Here is a 20090-nt window from a genome sequence, read left to right as displayed (position 1 = left end):
GGCAGGCCGGCATGTTTCAAAGCTCATGGTGGGAGATAACCACCCATATCATCAGTCTCGCCGTCGCCTACGCGCTTGCCCTTCCGGTTGGCTGGGATCGCGAGAAGGACGCCCGTAGCGCAGGCATCCGCACATTCCCGTTGGTTGCCATCGCCAGTTGCGGCTTCGTGCTGGTAGGCATCGCGATCCTCGGCCGCACGTCCCCGGCGCAGGCCAGGTTGCTCGAAGGTCTGATTACAGGCGTCGGTTTCATTGGGGGCGGCGCGATCCTGAAGAAGGGTAGCAAAGCCTCGGGTACGGCAACAGCGGCCAGCCTGTGGGCGACTGGCGCGCTCGGGGCGGCCGTCGGCTACGGCCTATACGATATCGCCTTCATCCTGAGCTGCACCACCTTCCTGACCCTGCGCTGTTCTCGTCCGCTCAAGCGCGCTACCAATGGCGACGCCTGTACTCCGGCAAGTCCATGACGACCTCTCAGGCGAGCCGATGGACACATCCAGTGCAAGCCCTCACCCGACGTTGGGCGCCGGCGCGGACTATCCCGGCGCGGGACCGCCAACACCGCTTGCTGCGCTGGGCGACGCTGTTGGAGCGCAATCCTCACCAGATCATCGGCCTGCTGCCTCCCTCTTGGGCAGGCGGTGACGCGCGCGGCCCGATGATCGATCGGCCGAGCGCGATCGATGTCGCATGGGACGATGTGGTGCTGCGTGTGATGGGGCTGGCGGGTCGATCGCGCCGTGAAGCCAAAGCATTCTTCGGGCTGTCGGACGCGGAATTGGATCGAATTGTCGCTGGGTCGTGGCGGTGTCCGATCCGCCCCGCTTGGCAGGTCGCCGCGCGGATCAGGAACGTCGAGTGCCCGCGACTGGAAAACGCGATCGTAGGATCGGTCCTCGCCCTCATCCTCGTGTTCTGCGCCATCTTCTATTGGATCATCTGACGAGGCTGTCTTGTGTTCGACATCATAACATCGATCCTATCGGCACTCGGCGGCTTTGGCGTCTTCCTGCTGATGCTGGCCGAGAACGTCTTTCCGCCGATTCCATCGGAAGTGATCCTGCCCCTTGCGGGCTACACGGCCGCGCAGGGGCGCGGCTCGCTGTGGGTGGTCGTTATCGCTGGCACCCTCGGATCGGCCGCAGGAGCGATCCTATGGTACTATGTCGGGCGCTGGATCGGCATCGATCGGTTGAAGCGCTTTGCTTCTCGCCACGGTCGATGGCTGACGTTGACGGCGGACGAGATCGATCATGTCGATCGCTGGTTCGACCGCTATGGCCGTTGGGCGGTTCTGTTCGGACGAATGGTCCCGGGAGTCCGGACGTTGATTTCGGTGCCAGCAGGGGTCAGCGGAATGCCCCTCGGTCCGTTCCTGCTTTCCACGCTTGCCGGCTCGGCAATATGGACCGTGATCCTCGTGCTAGCCGGCTACGAGCTGGGCGAACGCTATAATCAGGTGGCGAGCGTCATCGAACCGGTCAGCAACGCCGTGCTCTTGCTGGCCGTCATTTGGTATCTCTGGCGGGTCGCGACCTTCGGGCGATCCGGGGATCGCCATTGATGAATGTCAATGGCTCGTCTCCCGTTTTTCCCGCCGGACTTTGGCTTACGGCAGCTTCGATGCTGGTCTTCGTCACGCGCTACGCCAGTGCCCTTGGCCTGGTCCCGCGAGGAACCACGTTCATTCTCATCAAGTGGATCGGGAGGCTTTACCGCATCGGGTTTCGCGCATGGCGTCGCAACGGGGGGAAGTGGCGCTGGGCCGCATCATCAAGATCCACCGCCACAAGGTAAGCGAAGCATCCTATGTACTATCTTGCAGTCAAGGCCATCGTCTCGGGCATACTAATCGCGGCAGCGTCGGAAGTGGCGAAGCGCTATCCCGGGTTCGGAGCGCTGATTGCGTCGCTACCGGTCGTCTCGGTCCTTGGCATGATATGGCTGTGGCACGACCGGCCTGATGCGATGAACATGGCGGCCCATGCGCAGGCGACCTTCTGGTTCGTACTCCCCTCGCTGCCGCTATTCCTACTGATACCAGTCCTTTTGCGTCACGGAATTGGCTTTTGGCCAGCCTTGGCCGCCGGATGCTGCCTGACCGTCCTGCTCTATATCGCGATGGTTCTCGCACTCCGGCGCTTTGGCATCGCTTTGTGATTTCCATGAACAACGAGCGGGTGAACAGAATGACAAACCTCAAGGAACGCGCGCTCATTGCCGCTGTCGCGACCATCGCTCTGACTGGATGCGGACTGATTAAACCACGGGATGCTGGCTATTTCCGTTTCCACGCGGAAGAGGCGAGGCTGGTTGTCACCCGCTGCGAGCGGGGCCAGGAAACCGGCAGCGACTGCGAGGCCGCGGCCCAGGCCGTGGCCGAGCTCGATGCGGCTGCGCGCCGGCAACCTCCGGCCAGAGCCGGACGCCAGCGCGGACATGATGCTACACTGGAGAAGGAACGTGATGATCGGAATTAACGGCACGCTCGCGCTGATGGTCGCAACGGCCGCTGGACTGACGCCACCTGCTGCGAGCGCACAGCACGCTCAACACGGTACGAGCGTGACCCGGGGAGCTGATGCGGGAAAGCGGGCCGACACGCCCGCAACCAGAGCCTACCGGGCCGCGAACGCCAAGATGCATGGCGCTATGGACGTGGCCTTCACTGGTGATGCCGACGCCGACTTCATGCGCGCGATGATCCCCCATCATGAAGGCGCGATCGCGATGGCCGAGATAGAATTGAGGTACGGGCGCGATCCCGCTGTTCGCCGGCTTGCAGCCGAAGTAGTGGCGACGCAGCGGCGCGAGATCGCCGAGATGCGGGCGTGGCTTGCCCGGCGCGAAACCCGCAAGTAGCGGCCCGAAGCCTTACCGCCGTCAATGATGGCGGCGGTAATGCCTCGGACGGGAATGACGATCATAGTGCCGATCGCGCACGTAGTGGCGAGACTGGTATCGCGGAGAGTCGGCATAATAGCCGCCACCATAATAGGGCTGCGCATAGCCATAGCCGTGATTTGACACGACCACACGTCCATGTCCGCCGTAGCTACCATGACCTGTGGAATGACGGCCACCATGGTGCTGCGCCATCGCAGTACCAGGGACCAACGAAGCCAGCAGCCCCGCTGCAATCCAAAATGTCTTACGCATGTCTACTCTCCTACCATCGGACGATAGGATCGAACGACGGCGTATTTGATATTAGGGCTTCTACTTGAACCGACACTGAACTTGATGCCGGTCAACGATACCAGAACGTGCGCATGTAGACTCAAATCTGGGCCTTTGTGGTGCCGACAGTCGAACCTTGTGCCTTTGAGCCTCTCAATCGCATGGACAACGCTGTGATGGCTGGCAGGACAAGAAGGGTCAGGATTGTCGATGTTATAAGCCCCCCGATGACGACCGTTGCGAGTGGGCGTTGCACTTCTGCTCCTGTGCCGGTCGCAAGCGCCATCGGCACGAAGCCAAGAGACGCGACCAGCGCGGTCATCAGCACCGGACGGACGCGCTCCATTGCGCCGCCCACGATCGCATCGTCGTCGGCCGCACCGTCTTCGCGATACTTTCCGATCGCACTCATCATCACGAGGCCGTTGAGGACGGCAACGCCCGATAGGGCTATGAACCCGACCGCTGCGGTGATCGAGAAGGGGATACCGCGCAGCAGCAGCGCAAACACGCCCCCTGCGAGCGCCATCGGCACCGCCGAGAACACGATCGCCGCCGACACGAAGCTGCCGAGCGCCATGTAGAGCAGGGCATAGATCGCGATAAAGCAGATCGGCACGACGATCAGCAGGCGCAACCGAGCCGATTGCAGGCTCTCGAAGGTGCCGCCCCACTCAGTATACATGCCGGCGGGAAGCTGCATCTGGCCGATCCTCGCCTGTGCTTCGTCGACGAACCCGCCAAGATCGCGCCCGCGGACGTTGATCTGCACGACCACCATCCGCTTGCCATTCTCGCGACTAACCTGGTTCAACCCCTGCGTGTAGTTGAACCGGGCGACCTGGCTGAGCGGGATCGAGCGCGCCACCTGACCCTCGGCAGTGGGCAGCATCACCGGGATCGACCCCAGTGTCTCAAGGTCATCCCGTTGCGCATCGGGGAGGCGGACCACGACGTCGAACCGCCGGTCTCCCTCGAACAACAACCCGGCCTCGCGCCCGCCAAGCGCAGCCGAGACCGTGTTCGCCACCTCCTCAACCGACAGGCCATAACGGCCCGCCGCTTGCCGATCGATCTGCACGTCGAAGGTCGGCGCGCCGGACGTCTGTTCGGCACTCACGTCACCAGCGCCCGGGATGGTGCGCATGACGGAAGCGATGCGCCGCGCCTGTTCGCTCATCGCGTCGAGGTCATCGCCGTAGAGTTTGATCGCGACGTCGGCGCGAACGCCGGCGATCAGCTCGTTGAAGCGCATCTGGATCGGTTGCTGAATCTCTGTTCGGTTGCCGATCAGCGGTTTCATCCGCTCCTCGATGCGGCGAAGGATGTCCTCCTTGCTCTTAACCTCCGCCGGCCACTCGTCCTCTGGCTTTGGAATCACATAGGTATCCGACGCATTGGGCGGCATCGGATCGGTGCCGAGATCGGCGTTGCCGTTCTTAGAGAAGACCAGCGCCACCTCCGGCAGCGTCTTCAATGCATTCTCGATCTGAAGCTGCATCTGTGTCGACTGATCGATCGACGCCGATGGCACGCGGAAGTTGGTGACGGTTATGTCCTTCTCGTCGAGCTGCGGCATGAACTCCTCGCCGAGCAAGCCAAAGCTCAGCACTGCCGCGACGAACACGCCGACACCGCCCAGAATGAAGGGCATCGGCCGAGCTACGCCCCTGCCCAGCACGGGGGCGTAGCGTTCCTTGAACCAGCGGATCGGCTTCACTTCCGTCTCGCTGACCCGGCCCTTGACGACGATCGCGATCATCGCGGGAACGAAGGTCAGCGACAGGACGAAAGCGGAGGCGAGCGCCACCATCAACGTGATCGCCATCGGCGCGAACGTCTTGCCCTCAACGCCCTGGAAGGTGAGCAGCGGCACGAAGACGAGGAAGATGATGAGCTGACCATAAACGGTCGGCCGCACCATCTCCTTGGCCGCGAGTGTCGTTTCCTCCATCCGCTCGTCGCGGGTGAGAAGCCGGCCTTCATGCTCCTGGCGCTCGGCGAGGCGGCGAAGCGCATTCTCGACGATGATGACGGCGCCGTCGACGATCAGCCCGAAGTCGAGCGCTCCAAGGCTCATCAGGTTGCCCGATACGCCCAGCCCGTTCATGCCGGCGGCCGTCATCAGCATAGTGATCGGGATGACCGCAGCGGTGATGAGCGCGGCGCGGATGTTGCCGAGCAGCAGGAACAGCACGACGATGACGAGCAGCGCGCCTTCTGTGAGGTTCTTTTCGACCGTCGCGATCGTCGCGTTGACCAGCTTGGACCGGTTGTAGACCGGCTCGGCGAACACGTCGGGCGGCAGCGCCTTGTTGATCTGCGTCAGCTTCTCGGCGGCATCGGTCGCGACGATGCGGCTGTTGTCGCCCACCAGCATCAGCACGGTCGAGATGACCGCTTCCGATCCCATGCGACTGCCGGATCCGGTGCGGACCGCACCGCCGATCACGACCTGGCCCACGTCCTTGACGCGGATGGGAACGCCGTTCCGGGTTGCCACGACGGCTTCCTGAATGTCATCGATCGATTTGAGGCGAGCATCGGCGCGGACAAGGAAGCTCTCGCCGGCACGGCGGACGTAATTGGAGCCGGCAGAGAGATTGGCCCGCTCCATCGCGTCCGCCAACTCCGTCACCGACAGCCCATAGCTAACGAGCGCGTTCAGGTTTGGCTCGATCAGATATTGCTTCACATAGCCGCCGTTGGAATCAACCCCGGCGACGCCGCGCACGGCGCGCATCTGTGGGCGGATGATCCAATCCTGCACCGTGCGGAGATATGCCGCCTTCGCCAGCTCGGTGGTCAGGCGTTCGCCCTCGGGCGTGAGATAGCTGCCGTCCGACTGCCAGCCCGGCTTCCCATCGACCGTCTTCAAGCCCTTGCCGTCGGGGTGACGGAAGGCGACCGAATAGAAGAAAATCTCGCCGAGCCCGGTGCTGAGCGGTGCTAGGATCGGCTGCGCGTTGGAAGGCAGGCTGTCGCGCGATTGTGCGAGCCGTTCCGTCACCTGCTGGCGCGCGAAGTAAATGTCGGTGCGGTCGGTGAAGACCGCCGTTACCTGGCTGAAGCCGTTGCGCGAGATGGAGCGGGTCATCTCAAGCCCTGGGATTCCGGCCAGCGCCGTTTCCACCGGGAACGTCACCTGCTTTTCGATGTCGACCGGCCCAAGCGTCGGGGCGAATGTGCTGATCTGGACCTGTCGGTTGGTGACGTCGGGCACAGCGTCAATCGGCAGCTTGGTGATCTGCCATAAACCAAAGCCAATGACGACGAGGGTCAGGACGGCGACAAGCCATCGCATCCGGACCGAAAGGGAGAGGATGCGGCCGATCATTCCGCCGACTCCTTCTCGATCTCCGCTTTGAGGAGAAAAGCGTTGGTGGTGGCGATCTGCGTGCCGGCGGCGAGGCCGCCGGTGATCGCCACCATCCCGCCTGATCGGCTGCCGACCTGAACCGGCTGTGCGCGGAAGCCTTGGCCGGTGCGGACGAACACTACGGTATCGCTGCCAAGCGTCTGCACCGCGTCTTGCGGCACCATCACGCCACTCTTGGCGGCCCCGCCGCTGGCGAGGATACGAGCCTGCACAAGCTGGCCCGGGGCGAGTGTGCTGCCGCCAGAGGTCGGCGTGATGACGACGGTCGCGGTCCGCGATTGCGGATCGACGACGCCGGTCGACGAACGTACGCGGCCCTCGATCTTGCGGCCATCGGTGGTGGTCAACTCCACCCTGTCACCTTCTCGGACCCGGCCTGCATCGGCGGGGGGAACGCTAGCCGTGATCTGAAGCCGGCGCGGGTCGGCGACGCGGAACAGCTCGGTTTCAGCCGCGACGAACTGGCCGAGATTGGCACCAGCATTGGTGACGCGCCCCGAGACGGGGCTGACGACCGCAACCGATCGGCCGTCACCTGATACGCGGGCAGCGCCTGCGGCGGCGCTAGCGCGCCGGGCATCGGCCTGGGCGACCGCCAGATTGGCTTGTGCGGCTTCATAGTCAGCGCGGGGGGTGACGCCCTGGGCAAGCAAACCGCGTTCGCGTTCGAGCTGGCGAGCGGCGAGAGTGACGCGCGCGGACGCGGCCGAGCGATCGGCTGCGATCTGCGAAGCATCGCGGCTCTCGACCAGAGCGAGCGTCTGGCCGGCTCGCACAAGATCGCCGATGCGGACCATGATACGGCTGACCGTGCCCGGTGCGCGCGCGGTCAGCACCGCCTCGGCGTCGGGCGTCGCCTCGACCGTAGCGGAGGCAAGGATCGCGGCGTCCAGCTCGCCGGAGGCCGCCGGGGCTACAGTGATCTGCGATGCCGAAAGTGCCTGCTGCGTCATCGCGACCGTGTTCGACGGCTTGGCTGGCGCTGCGGCCTCCGTAGGAGCAGGGGCAGGGGCGGGCGATTGGGTGAGGCGCGCAGCGCCGAATCCAAGCGCGGCGGCAGCGACCAGGCCAATGGCGGCGCCGGTGTAGAGGCGAGTTTTATCGGTCATTGCACCGCTTCTCCGGTGATGGTGAGGCCCTGCAGACGGGCGAGATTGGCGCGGGCGTCGAGGCGCGCTGCGGCGGCATCGAGGATGAGGCCGCGGGCGACTCCGAGATTTTGACGTGCGGCGAGCAGTTCGATCAGCGGGCTTTTACCTGCCTCGTAAGCGATGCGGGCGAGGCGGTAGCCTTCTTCGGCGGTTGTCAAAGTCCGCTGCGCGGCAGCGGCACGAGCGTCGGCTGCCTCGACCAGCGCTAGACCGGCGCGTGTCCCGGCCTCGGCTTCGAGCCGGGCCGCGGCGGCGCGCGCTTCTGCTCCTTGCAGCTCAGCGCGTGCCGCCGCGATGTTGCCCTGGTTGCGATCGAAGAAGGGGAGCGGGACCGATATGCCGGCGACTAGGGCAGGGCCGCTCGCGACGCGGAGTTGACGCACTCCAAGCTGCGCAGTGACGTTCGGAATGGCGAGGCGCTGTTGCACCGTCACCGCCCGCGCAGCGGCGTCTTGTTCGGCTTCCGCGACCCGCACCGTCGTCGCCTGCATCGCGTCAATGGGACCGAAAGCCGGCTTGGCATCGAGCCGATCGAGGAGTGACTCCGAAAGACCGGTGAAGGGGGTGGTCATACCGGCGAGCGCCGAAAGACGTGCCAGCGCGACCGTCTTGAAAGCGCGCGCGTTTTCGAGGTCGGCCTGAAGCGTGTTCAGTTCGGTTTCGGCCTGCACTTGCCGGAGACGGGCTTCCTTGCCGGCGCCGACCAAAGCGCGGGCAACCCTCAAGACATCGGTCGCCTGTTTAACCTCTTCTTCGGCGATGGTGATGCGACGATCGGCGATTTCGGCACCAGCATAAGCGCGCGCCAGCTCAGTCGCAAAGACGAGACGGCCGTCACGATCGCGCGCCTTTGCCGCAACGATCCCGGCTTCACCGGCGGCGATCCGAGCGGATCGCTTGCCGCCCAGTTCGACAGGCTGATCGACCTGGAAAGTCGTCTGTTGTTGATTGCGCGCATTGCGATCGTGGTCGCCCACGAAATTCTCTGCATAGACATTGATCGAGGGGTTCGGTCGGGCGCGCGCTTGTAATGCCAAGCCGCGTGCTCGGGCGACGTCTGCTTCTAGCGCCAGGACGCGCGGCACATCACGCGTCTGATTTAGAAGCTGTGCAAAGGGGGGTGCGGTCTGCGACCACGCCGCACCTACGGGCGATAGCGCCGCAAAGGCGCCGGTCAGCGCAACGGTGCGCGACCGGCGAAAACTGCCGTTCATAGTGCATGATCCTCTAGGGTAGTCAGTCGACGCGCGCGGCGTCGGCGAGACTCAACCGCGAGGCGGACGCAGAAGCTTAGATGGGTCGATCCCGCTGGGGAGCGATGGAGTTAATATCGACCACACGCGAGCGGCGACGATGGCCGCAACCGGCGCAGCCCTCGCGCCATCGAAAGCAACCCAGTGGCCTGCGGCGTGGGCAAGAAGGTGAGCTGGCCCGTCGCCGTCGGCCTGCTTTGCCGGAGCCTGATCGTCATGATCGATCATAACCGCATGGTCGTGATCGTCATCAGAATGGGTATCGACCATGGCGACTTGAACCGGGCCGTGATCGTGAACCATGGCGCTATGCCATCCCGATACTGCGACAAGCCCGAGGACAGCGGCCAGCGCCAACACGACTCCTAGGATCGCAACAGAGGAACGCTGCACCGCCATCATTTGCAGCGTAAGCCGACGCAAAAAACGGGGCAAGGAAATCACTTGCCGGTCAATTCGAGCGTTCACGCTATTTCAGCCTGCTCGACATTATACCAGCGCCTTGGCGGCGAGACACGACATCAGGACGTGCCCCCCTTTGCGGAACGGTCGGTCAGCTTTGCCAAGCGGTGTGGCAGGTCGCTCATGACGCGGCGTGCATCACCAGGTCGCAGGTTACGCCAACGCCGGACCTCGTCGCGCGTGCGGCCACACCCCCGGCACCATCCGGTGCGGGCATCGAAACCACATAGATCGACGCAAGGCGATCGCATCAGATCGCGCCGATCCGACTGAGGCCTTGCAAGCCGGAATAGGCCATGTAGCCCGCGATCACGAGCATCAGGCCCGCCGACGCATAAGGCGCCTTGCGCGCGAAGTCGCCGAACCCTGACCAGCGCTTGCGGATGTGCGTGACGCTGAGCGATGCGATGACGCCGGCGCTGACCATCGTCACGGCAAGGCCGACGCTGAACGCGCTCACCAGCACGACACCGAGCGCGAGACGCTTGAGCTGGAGGCAGAGCAGGAGGACGGTGACGGCTGCGGGGCAGGGGATCAGCCCGCCCGTCAGGCCGAACAGCGCGATCTGGCCGGTCGTTACCTGACGATCGGCGAACCGGCGGCTGATATCGGCGGCGTGGGCGCGCTCATGCGCGTTCATGTAGGCATCGTCGCCCGTGACCTTCAGTCCATCATGCCCGTGGCCGTGATCGTGCCCGTGTTCGGCGAATGTGAGGTCGTAGTCATGGCTGTGGCCGCCGTGGCCCAGCGAGACGCGCGCGTTGAAGGCGTGCGGTTCCGGGATCTCCTCGACGCTTTCGATGTAATCGCCCCGATCGACGAAGCGGAATGTCTGCGAACGGCCTTCGCCGCGATCCGTTGTGAGGATAACATCCGCCGCTTTCCAGCCACCCTTGGCAAAGCTCGCCCGCCAGCGCGGCGGCACGCCATCCTCGAAAATCTCCAGACGCATCATGCCGTGGCCGGTGTCGATCGTGCGGATCTCGTCCTCGCCGTGATGGTGGTGGTGATCGTGCGCGGCTTCGGCCTTCTGATCGGCACGCGTGCGCCAAATCATCCATAGACCGATGCCAAGAACGATGACGGCCGAGCCGAGCAGGAGGTAAGGCTCGGTCGTTTCGGTGTTGATGCCGCGCCCGAGATATTGCCCGCCAAGCGCGATGCCCCACACGATCGCGGTGTGCGAAAGCGCCGCGCACAGGCCGAGCAGGACGGCTTGGCCAACAGTGCCACGCACTGCGATAATAAACGCAGCCATCATGGTCTTGGAATGGCCGGGCTCCAGCCCGTGCAGCGCACCGAGCAGCAGCGCGGTCGGGATGAACAGCCAGAGATTGGAGCTGCCCTGTTGAACGAGTTCGGCGAAAGAGGTCATGGTGCGTCCCGGCAAGCCCGGCGGTCGCGACCGATCGGACGTGAAGTTCGGGCAGGTCCATATCCCCCCATGGGGATAGAGTCTATCCCCCCGGGGGGTTGCTCGACAAAGTTCGTCCGTTTGTCTTATAGGGTGACATGGCCCATTACGATCATTCCAATCATCCCGCGATCATCAAGCGGCTCAACCGTGCGACCGGGCACCTGAAAAGCATCGTCGGGATGATCGAAGAGCAACGGCCGTGCGTCGATATCGCGCAGCAGCTTCAGGCGGTGGAGAACGCGATCGCCAGCGCCAAGCGCGCGCTCATCAACGATCATATCGATCACTGCTTGGTTCACGCCGAAGAGGGCGAGGGGACAAAGGTGGCGGTGGAGCAGTTCCGGGCGATATCCAAATACTGGTGATCGCCTAATCGGACAGGGTTGATCGGATTCGGCTTGTACATATGCCCCCCAGGGGATACGGGCGTCTCACTCTTGGGGAGTAGCTACCCGCTGTTGCGGGGCCATCGTCAACATCCTTGAACCTTCCGGTTCGTGGCGATGGCAGCAGATTTTGATCTGCCCGGCGAGACCAACGATGCGCTACCTCTCTCGTGGCCGGAGGTGGATTGCGTCGTTCGGTTGACGGCCCTTGGACGTATATCAATGACGGGTTTGCTAACGCTCGGCGCTCTTGGCGCCAGCTTGTCGGTCGACGCCTTCGCTGCGGCGGTGGGGAAGGGTGCGACCAATCAGCGCAATCGTTGGCGCGATGCCTTACGTGTCGGCGCCGTGTTCGGCTTCTTCGAGGCGATCACGCCGGCGATTGGCTGGGCGATCGGCCTGGCGCTGAGCACTTGGATCGCGGCAGTCGATCATTGGATAGCCTTCTTCCTGCTTTTCGGCGTCGGCGGGCATATGATCCATGCAGCGACGAAAAGCGACGTGGACGCGGGTCAGCGCGCTCAGACCGGCGTGTGGCGACTGGTCGTTACCGCGCTCGCCACCAGCATCGATGCAACGGCGGTGGGTGTCAGTCTCGCGGTCATGCAGGTCAATATCCTGACCGCGTGCCTCATCATTGGCGGGATCACCACGGTCGTCGCCACGATCGGCGTCATGCTCGGCAAGCACGCGGGACGGTATATCGGCCGCTATGCAGAGATGCTGGGCGGGCTGACGCTCATCCTCATCGGCGGCACGATCCTCTACCAGCACCTCACCGCCTGACCTCAAACCAGCGCGCCGCTTGCTCGCTTGGCGGGGAAGCGGCGCGCGATTTCGCAGCTAGTCCGCGATAAAGCTGCCGCGTCCTCCCCGGAACGCGCCGACGACATTGCCACGATCCCAATGGCCGGACAGGATGCCGCGCCGGGGGATGCTTCCGACCGGCTTGCGGCGCGCGGCGAGTAGCCGCGCGCGGCGTGTATCGCGATCGATGGGCAAGCCCGTCATGATGTCGATGGCGGTGCGCAGCGGGGTCATGCGGGCCGCCACTGCTCGACCAGCGCCGCCATCGCGTCGCGGTAGCCCCAAGCATCGGGATAGACGGACGGCTCGGCCGCCAGATGCGCCATGACGATGAGCATGTCTTCCGAGATGCCGGGATCGCAATTGCAGAGGTGAAGGACCGGAAAATGGCCCCATGCACTGCCGTCCCACCATGCCAACAGGAAGTCGGCCGCACGCGAGGCTTGGCCGGTATCGGACCCGGCGACGACGATCAGGCGGGCAATGGCCTCGCCAACGTCCTCGAAGCTGACAGCCCGGATTGCGGGGCGGCGTTGGGGTGGGCTCATGACTATTCGCTTCTGCTCCTTCAAGCGTGGAAGGGGACGGGGACCAACAGCGCATCATCGATCGGCTCGACGTCGCGCAGCTCCACCATCACGATCTTCTCTACCCGCTCGGCGCCGGTCGGATCGAGATAAACATAGGTGTGGCCTGCAAACACCGGGCTGCACAAGCGCCAGATCACGCCTTTCCGACCGATGCGGCGTTCCGCGCGCCCGTCATAGGATGCGAAAGCGCCCGCAATCCGGACCCGCTGCGCGATCCGCAGCCAATTGGCTGCGCCGTCGATGACGACGGCCAGTTCCTCCGGCGAAAGAGCCGGTCGGCCGATGCCGAACGTCGCTTGGGGATCGCGCGCGATCCGGGACAGCTTCTCCTCGACCGGTTCCGGTTTCCAGTCGCTGACTGGCCCGGGGGCGGCCTTGTACATATGCGTTACCGGCTTCCCGCCGAACAGGTCGGGTTGTACGCCGACAAGGCGGCGGTGGAACATCGCCTTGTGATAGTCGCGCCGCCATTGCGCTTCGGGGGTCAGCGGCTTCGCATTTGGGCCATCGCGCATGATCGCGACCAGCTCGTTAAACTCCTCCTCGCTCACCGTGGCGACGCTCGGGTCAAAGACAATGCGCGCCGCCACGCCCCGGCCCCCGTCGGGGCCGGGATCGTCGGCGGCGGTCACGCCGCCGCCTCCAGTTCGGGCGCTGTCTCGACCGCCATGCGGCTCAACAGCCAGTCGGACGCGTCCTGCGCGAGCCGTGCGGCGGTGAAGATGCACTTCTTGTCGTTGCGGAGCGCTTGAAGCCAGTTCGCCAGATAGGCGGCGTGGTCCTCGCGATCGTGGAGCTTGATGCCGATGGTGGCGCTGACGAACGCGGCCCCAAGCTCGGCGACCAGTTCCTCGCGAGCATAGTCCTCGCGCTTCGTGGAAATGAGGGAGGGGCGGGCAAGGCGGTCAACGTGCCCCGTCGCATGGCAAAGCTCGTGCGCTAGGGTCGAATAATAGTCGTCGCTGGTGTGGAAGTCGGCAAACTGCGGCATGACGACATGATCGCCGCTCGGCTGATAATAGGGCTGGGAACCGAAGTGCTTGAGGGTGACGGGCACGCGGGCAAAGAGCGTGTCCAGTTCGGCGTCGCGCTGGTCGGGATTGGTCGCGGTGATGACGGGCAAGGGGGCAGGATATTTCGCCTCGATGCCGTCGATCTGCTCGGCATTGAAGACGGTGTAGCGCTTGAGGAACGCCACCTGACGCTTGCCATCCTCGCCTCGCTCTGCGCCCTCCTGTGCCTTGCTGTCGGCGTTCACCTCGATCTTGTTGGCATAGACGACGGTTGAGCCCTTCTCGCCCTTGCGGACGCAGCCGCCGAGCGCGAGCGCCTGCTTGAAGGTCAGCCAATGCGGGGAAGCATAGCCCTTCGTCATGGCGGCAACCCAAAGGGTCAGGACGTTGATGCCGCGATAGGGAACCCCCGTCGAGCGCAGCGGGATGGTGGGTGCGGTGCTGCCGTTCCACGATTTCGACCAAGGCCGGGTGCCCGCCTCGATCATGGCGATCATCTGATCGGTGATTTCCTGATAGATGTCGGCCCGGTTGTCGGTGATCCGTCCCATGATTGTCTTCCTTTCCTCTGAGGCTGAAAGCCGGTCGCAACAGCAACCGGCTCTGCCTTTCCGGCGAGGAACGGGATGGGGAGGGAGGGCGAGAATCTACCGCTGGCGCGGGCGAGCCGCCCTAGCGTGGCCGACGCCCTGCAGGGCGTCGAGTGCCACGCTTGGCGGATTACACGGGCGGTCGATTGTCGTTCGGGAACGAAAGGGCAGCCGCCCTTGGTGTTCCCCGGCGCTGGATGGCCTCCGGGGGAGGGCAGCGGCGCGAACGGGCTTACGCCGCGCCCTAGGCGCTTCGATCAGGTGTGCCACGTGGCACACCTTTCACGCGAGGATCGTCACCCAATAGGGCCGAGACGGCGGTACGGCGGCTTGGTCGGCGCAGAGAGCGAAAGGAGCGGTGCTTGCAGGGTCGCACCCGGCTTCACGCTGATCCTAGACGTTAGCGTTCTGTAGCAACCCTGTTGAATAGAGCGCCATCTATAAGCTGGATCTCTGCCGTTTTGAGGGGCCGCACACCCTCTTTGGTGAGAACCCATGTCATGTCGTTGGATTGCCCCAGCGTGATACCTGACACCTGCTTTCCTTCGAGATGGTAAATCCACACCTCCCCTCGGGTGATGTTACCTATGCGGTCTTTCGCTCGGATCGTACCTGCAACATGGCCAGCGGCGACCACAATGAGGATGACAATGGTCCCGCACCCCACCCGAGCCATAAACAATGTCAGAGGATCAAAAAACGGCGGCCTATGCGATGCAGCCCTGGCGCGGTCGAAGAGCTTGCCGGCAATCAAAGTAAGCGCCGTCACGATCAGCAGCGGCAGGATCGCTGTAAGCCACGCGCCGGTTGTGGTGATAATGGCACCGAGGCCCTCCACCGCAACTGCAATGTTCGAACCGCCAAGATTGGTCGGATCGATGGCAAAACGGCCGAAATAGGCCTGTCTGTAGGTCCACCCGGCAAAATAGATGGCCGCTAATATGGTGGCGATCACGAAGGCGGAGTCAAACGCCTTGGTGACGAGTTCACGCGGTGAGGAAGATGTTCCAGGGCCTGCGGGCATTTGTCCTCCTTACGGGAATGGCTTTGCGAAGCGGCGTATAGATCCCACGTACACGGGTGGCTGGATCGTCGAGCTGACGAACGCGGCCCCAGCTCGGGAACCAGTTCCTTGCTGGCGTAGCTGTGCCACGTGGCACACCCCTCTTCATCGCTGGAACGATGCGTCCGACCCGGCCGAGTGATATGCCGGCGGATTGACCCGCCGGAGTCAGGCCGGCGTGTCGTCGTTGCCCGGTGCAGGCTGTGCGAGACCTGTATCGACGACGGCGGGTAGGGCTTCCACCGTTTCGACCTCGGTAGCGGCCGTTTGCAGGCGGATCGAGCTTCGCACCGATGCCGCGTCGAGCCGGTCCTGAAAGTAGGTCTGCGACCAAGCCATGTCAGCCCATTCGTCGGGGCGCGCCTGATAGGCGCCGACGCGGCCGACCAGACCACATAGCCAGTCGGCGCACTGGCATGTCTGGTAGCGTTCGCTCTCGACTTGGAAGGGCGGCTCGATGATGCGACGCCGGGGGGAGGGGCCACCATACATGGCTTGGCTCGCGCGAGTCAGGATGGCGTCGCGATCCTGATGCTCGTCCATGACGATGACCATATCGGCGTCGTTCTGATCGGCATATTGGTTGAGGCGCTTCATCGCCTCGCCCAGGACCGTGAGGTAAAGCGCCTGCGCCTTAAACTCCGCGACGGGGCGGTTCTTCTCGAGGCCAACGTAGAAGACATGCCCGCCGCTTGCGCGGATCTTGTTGAGGATGCGATTGGCCGCCGTGCGAACCTGCCGGTATTTCTCGACGTTCATGCTGGTGAAGAGGGCCGAGCCCTTCTTCTCCCATGTCGCGGGATGCTGGCCGCTTTGCCCGATCTCCCAAGCCAGCATGTTGCATTTGAGCTGGTAGAACCAGGTCGAGAATTGCCGCACGGATGAGTAGGGGAGGATCATGCCCCCGAGCCCGAAAACGGGACTGTCATTGTAGGCGGGATCGTCGCGCGCGACATACGGGCCGATGTGGCCAAACTCGTCGAGATAAGCGAAATACAGCATGCAGGTCCCCAGAATCGCGAAAGCCCACGCTAAGCGTGGGCCTCGGAATTGGGGCAGCCCGTGAGCCGCGTCCGTCAACAGATATGAGCGATGAGCCTGGTGTTGTCAAGAACGGACGCTGATTACTCCCCTGAGCGAAAGGCGTCCTCAATGATGGGCAGGTATCGCTCCACCTGCTCCTTGTCGCTCTCCTGCTCATCGGCGGGAAGATCGGCATAGTCGGTCGCAATCTGCTTTTCCCAGCGTTCGACAAGATCGGCGGGGATCAGCAACGAGCCGTCCTCCTGTTTGGTCGCCTTGCCGTGCATGTAGCGCTGCCAATGCGACCAGCGCTCATGTTCGATCGCGGCGAGGCGTTCGACCAAGGTCTTACGGGCGTCAGCGGCGAGAGGCTTTGCCATGTTAGATCAGCCCGCTTTCCACCAGACTTCGATAATGCTCGCCCAATACAGTCAGCTCGCAGGCTTTGCTGCCCATCGCTGCGTGCCACATATGCGGTGCATCGACGGGGCGCACGAGGTTGACCCTCACATACCGTTGGAGCACCGCGAATATCGCGGTTTTCTCCGGGTCCGGCGGTGGAATGGAGGGGTCGTTCTTCTGCTCCTCCGACCGCTCGGGCTCAAATGCCGGATCGAGAGGGAATTGGTAAGTGGCGGTCGGAAAATGCTTCGCCAGCGCCTGAAGATCGGTCAGCGCGATCGGGGGTGCCGCCTTGCGCAGCGACACGAAGGTTTTGACATTCGTCTTGAACACCGGGCGCTGCTTCCACGGCCCAAGCGACTGGTCGATATGAGCATAGACGCTGCCCGGCGTGACGTCGCCCAGCAGGTTGGCGGCGGCGCCGCCGAGCGCGTCGACGAACAGGCTGGTGAACACGCCGGCACCGCCCCCTTCGACCTCCATCGCATATTGCTCGGCGGTGGACGCTGTGAGGATGGTCATGCCGTCGCGGATTTCCGCAGCGGGATGGGTGGGACGTTCCCCGGCAGCGCCACTATGGCAGCTATCGAGGATGATGATCTTGTTCTTCGCCCCGGAATTGGCAGCGAGCGTCATGATGTCTGAAAGCGGCAGGCCATCGTCGCCGCTGCGGCTGTCGCTGGTGCAGAGGTAGCCGCCGGTGTCCTCGATGAAGCCATGCCCGGCGAAGTAGAACAGGGCGATGTCCGCGTCGTCGGCATAGAGTTCGCGGACAGCCGCCTTCAGCTCCTCGCGATCGACCAGATCGCCGGGACCGGTGCCGGTCAGGAGCTTAGGTGTAGCGAAGTTGACGGTGCCGTCGGCGTGGCGCTCGAGCATGGCCTTCACCGAGTGCGCGTCGTTCACGCACCCGCTGAGGTTCCCGATTTTCTCGTAATGGTCGATACCGACGATCAGGGCCTTGCGCACCGTCGCCTCCGGCTCAGAGTGAATCGATGAAGTTGGTGATGTTGGCGTCGCTCCAGGCAACGGTGCTGACGCCCGCGATCGAGGCGCGATCATCCTTATAGGCGTAGATGCCTTGGATCGGCTTGCCCTCTTCCTGGGCGCACTGGATTTCCCACTTCTGGCCCGTCGAGGCTGCCGAGTTCTTGCTGACCAGAACGATCACACCATGCGAGCGCTTGATCCGCGTGCGGACACGATCCTTCCAGTCTTTGTCGTATGGCTCCTTCACCGACATATCGATAAACTCGAATGGCTGCCGCGGATGGAGCGACTGCCCTTTGAGGAAGTCACGCTGCCGTTCATCCTCGATGGCGAACGCGATGAAGAGCACTTTCTTATCAGCCATTTCCAACATCCTCCATTATGGTTCTATTTCGATAATGAATCAGCGAACGCCCGACGACTTTAAGCATGAGCTGCAAGCTCTGGATACCGCCCATGCTCAAAACGAAGCTGCACGCGACAGCTTTGTTGCACTTGCACACACGGCGCTATTTGCCGCTTCTGTGTCATTTGTAGGAAGCGCGGTTCCGCTTGCCAAGGCGGTGTGGCCGTATGCCTTGGTTGCCGGATGGGCGATCGATGTTTTGGGGCTTCTTGCCCTGACGGTGAGCTTCGCGACGGCGCGTAAGGCGGTCGATGCGCGGCGAGCTGCCCTCTACGACGATATCCCGCCGGTAGCGGCTTGGTCCGAACGTCTCAACGGGTTCGCGCTATGGTCATTTCCCGCCGCTCTTCTATGTTTGTTCTCTTTTGTCACAGCGAACGTGGTCAGTATCAATGAGCGAGAAGCCAGCCCCTCCGCCAGCACCGCCGCCATCCCGATCGGGCGGATCGAGGGGGATAGCGCCGCCGCCACGCGCGCCGTTGCCGCCGGGGGGCGTGTCGCAGCCTCAAACGGGCGTTGTTCCGGCGCCACGGGCTCCGGTCGCCCCACCACCGCCGCCGCCGCCTCCGGCGCCTGCCAAGAAGTAGGTTGCGGCGCACCGCGCAGATAGGTGTGCCACGTGGCACACCTCATCGTCGTGTAAGGCGATCCAGTTCGGCGTGGGTTCGGGCGGTGCGCGCTGCGCCACGATTGGCCGATAGGGCGCATAGCGCGGCAAAGGCGACGAGGCCGCATCCGATCAGCGTGAAGGTGCGCGCGTCCCCGTCATCGCCCGACAGGAAGACCGCTCCCAAGCCGATGACGAGCAGGATCAGGCTGAAGCAGATCTCCGTCGCGACGCTGGCGAGCGGGGTGGGAAGGTCGCGCAAGCGGATGCCCCGCGTCTGATTATGCCAGTCGCGGACCAGCATGGGGCAGTCCGGAATGGGCTCGCATACGGCACGAACGCGGTCGCCGACGGCCAAGGCGATATAGTCGCTCGCGCACAGCTTGAGCGTGTGGCCGTTGACCTCGAACAGCATCGCGAACTCGCGGGAGGTATTCACGAAGGTATGCGTCTCCGCGCGGGTCAGGCCGGTCCGGTGGATCGTATCACCGGGATGCGAAATGGGCACGGCGGGGTCTGCGCGGTGGGTCGTGTGTTGGGTCACGCTTACGTCGGTCGTGTCGTGAAAACCGATGATATACGAGACCGGCCCTTCGATGGCGACGAACCGTTGCTGCTTCCTCATAGCCAACGTCCTTGCAAGGCTGCGTCAAACTCGACGGCCAGCGTGACGGCGCCGGCGACCAGCGCGGCGAGCGCGAACAGCGCGAGCCGCGCCCGGATGCCGGGGCGCAAGTCGTGCGTGATGGCGATGGCGGCCCCGATCGCCACCCCGAGGATCAGCGCTGGCCCCAGCTCGTAGAGGACCAGGCCGGGAAGGCGGTTGGGGAGCAGGTAGGGGAAAGCACGGATGAGGCGACCGGCCAGGACGGCGCCGACGACAAGGGACAGCGCCATGCCCCAACGGCCGATCAGGACGGCGGCGGGAGAACCGCGCTCAAGCATTGGAGCGGTTCCCCGCATGAGCAACGCCTGCCCGCGAGGGCGGCCCTTTGTGGCCTAGTCTGATCGTCACCCGCACGGGCGGAAACCCGGCGACGGGGTTCCGCGGAGCGGCGTGGCACACGCCAGCGCAGTAGAGCACGGGCCGGCGGCAGGCCTCGCTTACTGCTTGATCGTCCCTAGGGTCAGGACCCATTGATGTGGGAGGCGCGATCTGATTCAGGCTCCGTGAGGAGAGAGTGGATGAGCGACCTGTACTGGCTGACGGATGAGCAGATGGCGCGTCTGCAACCGTTCTTTCCCAAGAGCCATGGCAAGCCTCGGGTCGATGATCGGCGGGTGCTCAGCGGCATCATTTTCGTCAATCGCAACGGGCTACGCTGGTGTGATGCACCGAAGGACTATGGGCCGCACAAGACGCTCTACAAT

General features: G+C 63.8%; 27 protein-coding genes and 1 riboswitch. Of the genes, 11 read left to right on the top strand and 16 right to left on the bottom strand.

What is annotated here, in order from left to right:
* Positions 1 to 11 precede the first annotated feature (11 nt).
* The 6 genes from COA17_RS16055 (at position 12) to copM (ending at position 2862) form a co-directional block, all read left to right on the top strand.
* Complete coding sequence (locus COA17_RS16055; RefSeq protein WP_018251228.1) at positions 12 to 467, top strand: MgtC/SapB family protein; 456 nt, start codon at positions 12 to 14, stop codon at positions 465 to 467.
* A 98-nt stretch (positions 468 to 565) separates the two neighbouring features.
* Positions 566 to 943: a hypothetical protein gene (locus tag COA17_RS16050; protein ID WP_007406863.1), complete on the top strand. Its 378-nt coding sequence runs from the start codon at positions 566 to 568 to the stop codon at positions 941 to 943.
* A gap of 12 nt (positions 944 to 955) precedes the next feature.
* Complete coding sequence (locus COA17_RS16045) at positions 956 to 1564, top strand: DedA family protein (protein WP_007406854.1); 609 nt, start codon at positions 956 to 958, stop codon at positions 1562 to 1564.
* A 245-nt stretch (positions 1565 to 1809) separates the two neighbouring features.
* A complete protein-coding gene (locus COA17_RS16040; RefSeq protein ID WP_018251229.1) occupies positions 1810 to 2160 on the top strand; it encodes a DUF3147 family protein in 351 nt (116 codons plus the stop codon).
* Between the two features lie 5 nt (positions 2161 to 2165).
* Entirely contained in the window at positions 2166 to 2480 is a 315-nt protein-coding gene (locus COA17_RS16035; RefSeq protein ID WP_206379108.1) for a hypothetical protein, read from the top strand.
* A complete protein-coding gene (gene copM, locus COA17_RS16030; RefSeq protein ID WP_050794225.1) occupies positions 2467 to 2862 on the top strand; it encodes a CopM family metallochaperone in 396 nt (131 codons plus the stop codon). The genes COA17_RS16035 and copM overlap by 14 nt, the downstream gene beginning before the upstream one ends.
* 418 nt (positions 2863 to 3280) lie before the next feature.
* On the opposite strand, the gene COA17_RS16025 is transcribed toward copM, so the two are convergent.
* The 3 genes from COA17_RS16025 to COA17_RS16015 are packed head-to-tail and all read right to left on the bottom strand — an operon-like array spanning position 3281 to position 8924.
* Positions 3281 to 6517, bottom strand: coding sequence for an efflux RND transporter permease subunit (locus COA17_RS16025; protein ID WP_018251231.1), 3237 nt, complete (start codon positions 6515 to 6517; stop codon positions 3281 to 3283).
* The gene (locus COA17_RS16020) at positions 6514 to 7668 is read right to left on the bottom strand and encodes an efflux RND transporter periplasmic adaptor subunit (protein WP_007406857.1); all 1155 of its coding nucleotides are present in this window, start codon (positions 7666 to 7668) and stop codon (positions 6514 to 6516) included. Before COA17_RS16020 ends, COA17_RS16025 begins: the two co-directional genes overlap by 4 nt.
* On the bottom strand, positions 7665 to 8924 hold the full coding sequence (locus tag COA17_RS16015) for a TolC family protein (RefSeq protein ID WP_007406848.1): 1260 nt from the start codon (positions 8922 to 8924) through the stop codon (positions 7665 to 7667). The genes COA17_RS16020 and COA17_RS16015 overlap by 4 nt, the downstream gene beginning before the upstream one ends.
* 195 nt (positions 8925 to 9119) lie before the next feature.
* Between COA17_RS16015 and COA17_RS16010 the strand changes: the two genes are divergently transcribed.
* Complete coding sequence (locus COA17_RS16010) at positions 9120 to 9332, top strand: hypothetical protein (RefSeq protein WP_043058994.1); 213 nt, start codon at positions 9120 to 9122, stop codon at positions 9330 to 9332.
* A 152-nt stretch (positions 9333 to 9484) separates the two neighbouring features.
* Here COA17_RS16010 and COA17_RS16005 read toward each other — a convergent pair whose 3' ends face one another.
* Both COA17_RS16005 and COA17_RS16000 read right to left on the bottom strand, forming a co-directional pair.
* Complete coding sequence (locus COA17_RS16005; RefSeq protein ID WP_037569978.1) at positions 9485 to 9676, bottom strand: DUF1289 domain-containing protein; 192 nt, start codon at positions 9674 to 9676, stop codon at positions 9485 to 9487.
* Positions 9676 to 10800: a nickel/cobalt efflux transporter gene (locus COA17_RS16000; protein WP_007406849.1), complete on the bottom strand. Its 1125-nt coding sequence runs from the start codon at positions 10798 to 10800 to the stop codon at positions 9676 to 9678. Before COA17_RS16000 ends, COA17_RS16005 begins: the two co-directional genes overlap by 1 nt.
* A 137-nt stretch (positions 10801 to 10937) precedes the next feature.
* Between COA17_RS16000 and COA17_RS15995 the strand changes: the two genes are divergently transcribed.
* Both COA17_RS15995 and COA17_RS15990 read left to right on the top strand, forming a co-directional pair.
* Positions 10938 to 11207, top strand: coding sequence for a metal-sensing transcriptional repressor (locus COA17_RS15995; RefSeq protein WP_007406864.1), 270 nt, complete (start codon positions 10938 to 10940; stop codon positions 11205 to 11207).
* 68 nt (positions 11208 to 11275) lie between these two features.
* A riboswitch (yybP-ykoY riboswitch) is annotated at positions 11276 to 11446 on the top strand.
* A gap of 43 nt (positions 11447 to 11489) precedes the next feature.
* Positions 11490 to 12014 (top strand): manganese efflux pump MntP, encoded by a 525-nt coding sequence (locus COA17_RS15990; protein WP_241217812.1) that lies wholly within the window; start codon positions 11490 to 11492, stop codon positions 12012 to 12014.
* 57 nt (positions 12015 to 12071) lie between these two features.
* Here COA17_RS15990 and COA17_RS15985 read toward each other — a convergent pair whose 3' ends face one another.
* The 9 genes from COA17_RS15985 to COA17_RS15945 all read right to left on the bottom strand — a co-directional run bounded on the left by COA17_RS15985 (position 12072) and on the right by COA17_RS15945 (position 18070).
* Positions 12072 to 12269: a hypothetical protein gene (locus tag COA17_RS15985; RefSeq protein WP_018251238.1), complete on the bottom strand. Its 198-nt coding sequence runs from the start codon at positions 12267 to 12269 to the stop codon at positions 12072 to 12074.
* The gene (locus COA17_RS15980) at positions 12266 to 12583 is read right to left on the bottom strand and encodes a DUF7673 family protein (RefSeq protein ID WP_018251239.1); all 318 of its coding nucleotides are present in this window, start codon (positions 12581 to 12583) and stop codon (positions 12266 to 12268) included. Before COA17_RS15980 ends, COA17_RS15985 begins: the two co-directional genes overlap by 4 nt.
* A 20-nt stretch (positions 12584 to 12603) precedes the next feature.
* Positions 12604 to 13257 (bottom strand): hypothetical protein, encoded by a 654-nt coding sequence (locus tag COA17_RS15975; protein WP_018251240.1) that lies wholly within the window; start codon positions 13255 to 13257, stop codon positions 12604 to 12606.
* On the bottom strand, positions 13254 to 14189 hold the full coding sequence (locus tag COA17_RS15970; protein WP_042469543.1) for an ArdC family protein: 936 nt from the start codon (positions 14187 to 14189) through the stop codon (positions 13254 to 13256). The genes COA17_RS15975 and COA17_RS15970 overlap by 4 nt, the downstream gene beginning before the upstream one ends.
* Before the next feature lie 439 nt (positions 14190 to 14628).
* Positions 14629 to 15252, bottom strand: a complete 624-nt coding sequence (locus COA17_RS15965; RefSeq protein ID WP_056432825.1) for a hypothetical protein — start codon at positions 15250 to 15252, stop codon at positions 14629 to 14631.
* 207 nt (positions 15253 to 15459) lie between these two features.
* The gene (locus COA17_RS15960; RefSeq protein ID WP_018251243.1) at positions 15460 to 16293 is read right to left on the bottom strand and encodes a DUF3800 domain-containing protein; all 834 of its coding nucleotides are present in this window, start codon (positions 16291 to 16293) and stop codon (positions 15460 to 15462) included.
* A 122-nt stretch (positions 16294 to 16415) separates the two neighbouring features.
* Positions 16416 to 16694, bottom strand: coding sequence for a hypothetical protein (locus tag COA17_RS15955; RefSeq protein WP_018251244.1), 279 nt, complete (start codon positions 16692 to 16694; stop codon positions 16416 to 16418).
* Position 16695: 1 nt separating this feature from the next.
* A complete protein-coding gene (locus COA17_RS15950; RefSeq protein ID WP_018251245.1) occupies positions 16696 to 17685 on the bottom strand; it encodes a caspase family protein in 990 nt (329 codons plus the stop codon).
* A 13-nt stretch (positions 17686 to 17698) separates the two neighbouring features.
* Positions 17699 to 18070, bottom strand: a complete 372-nt coding sequence (locus COA17_RS15945; protein ID WP_018251246.1) for a TIR domain-containing protein — start codon at positions 18068 to 18070, stop codon at positions 17699 to 17701.
* On the opposite strand from COA17_RS15945, the gene COA17_RS19105 reads away from it, so the two are divergent.
* The gene (locus tag COA17_RS19105; protein WP_125972932.1) at positions 18045 to 18722 is read left to right on the top strand and encodes a hypothetical protein; all 678 of its coding nucleotides are present in this window, start codon (positions 18045 to 18047) and stop codon (positions 18720 to 18722) included. The two genes, COA17_RS15945 and COA17_RS19105, sit on opposite strands and share 26 nt — an antisense overlap.
* A gap of 19 nt (positions 18723 to 18741) precedes the next feature.
* On the opposite strand, the gene COA17_RS15940 is transcribed toward COA17_RS19105, so the two are convergent.
* Together COA17_RS15940 and COA17_RS15935 are read right to left on the bottom strand one after the other, a co-directional pair.
* Positions 18742 to 19344 (bottom strand): hypothetical protein, encoded by a 603-nt coding sequence (locus tag COA17_RS15940; protein ID WP_018251247.1) that lies wholly within the window; start codon positions 19342 to 19344, stop codon positions 18742 to 18744.
* Positions 19341 to 19664: a hypothetical protein gene (locus COA17_RS15935; RefSeq protein ID WP_170172305.1), complete on the bottom strand. Its 324-nt coding sequence runs from the start codon at positions 19662 to 19664 to the stop codon at positions 19341 to 19343. The genes COA17_RS15940 and COA17_RS15935 overlap by 4 nt, the downstream gene beginning before the upstream one ends.
* Positions 19665 to 19904: 240 nt before the next feature.
* Between COA17_RS15935 and COA17_RS15930 the strand changes: the two genes are divergently transcribed.
* A partial coding sequence (locus tag COA17_RS15930; RefSeq protein WP_141397027.1) for a transposase occupies positions 19905 to 20090 on the top strand: 186 nt, incomplete at its 3' end.

Source organism: Sphingomonas ginsenosidimutans (assembly GCF_002374835.1).
In the GTDB taxonomy this organism is placed as follows: Bacteria; Pseudomonadota; Alphaproteobacteria; order Sphingomonadales; family Sphingomonadaceae; genus Sphingomonas; species Sphingomonas ginsenosidimutans.
The sequence above is the reverse complement of the archived record's forward strand: the minus strand, read 5'-3'. Positions and strand labels throughout refer to the sequence as shown.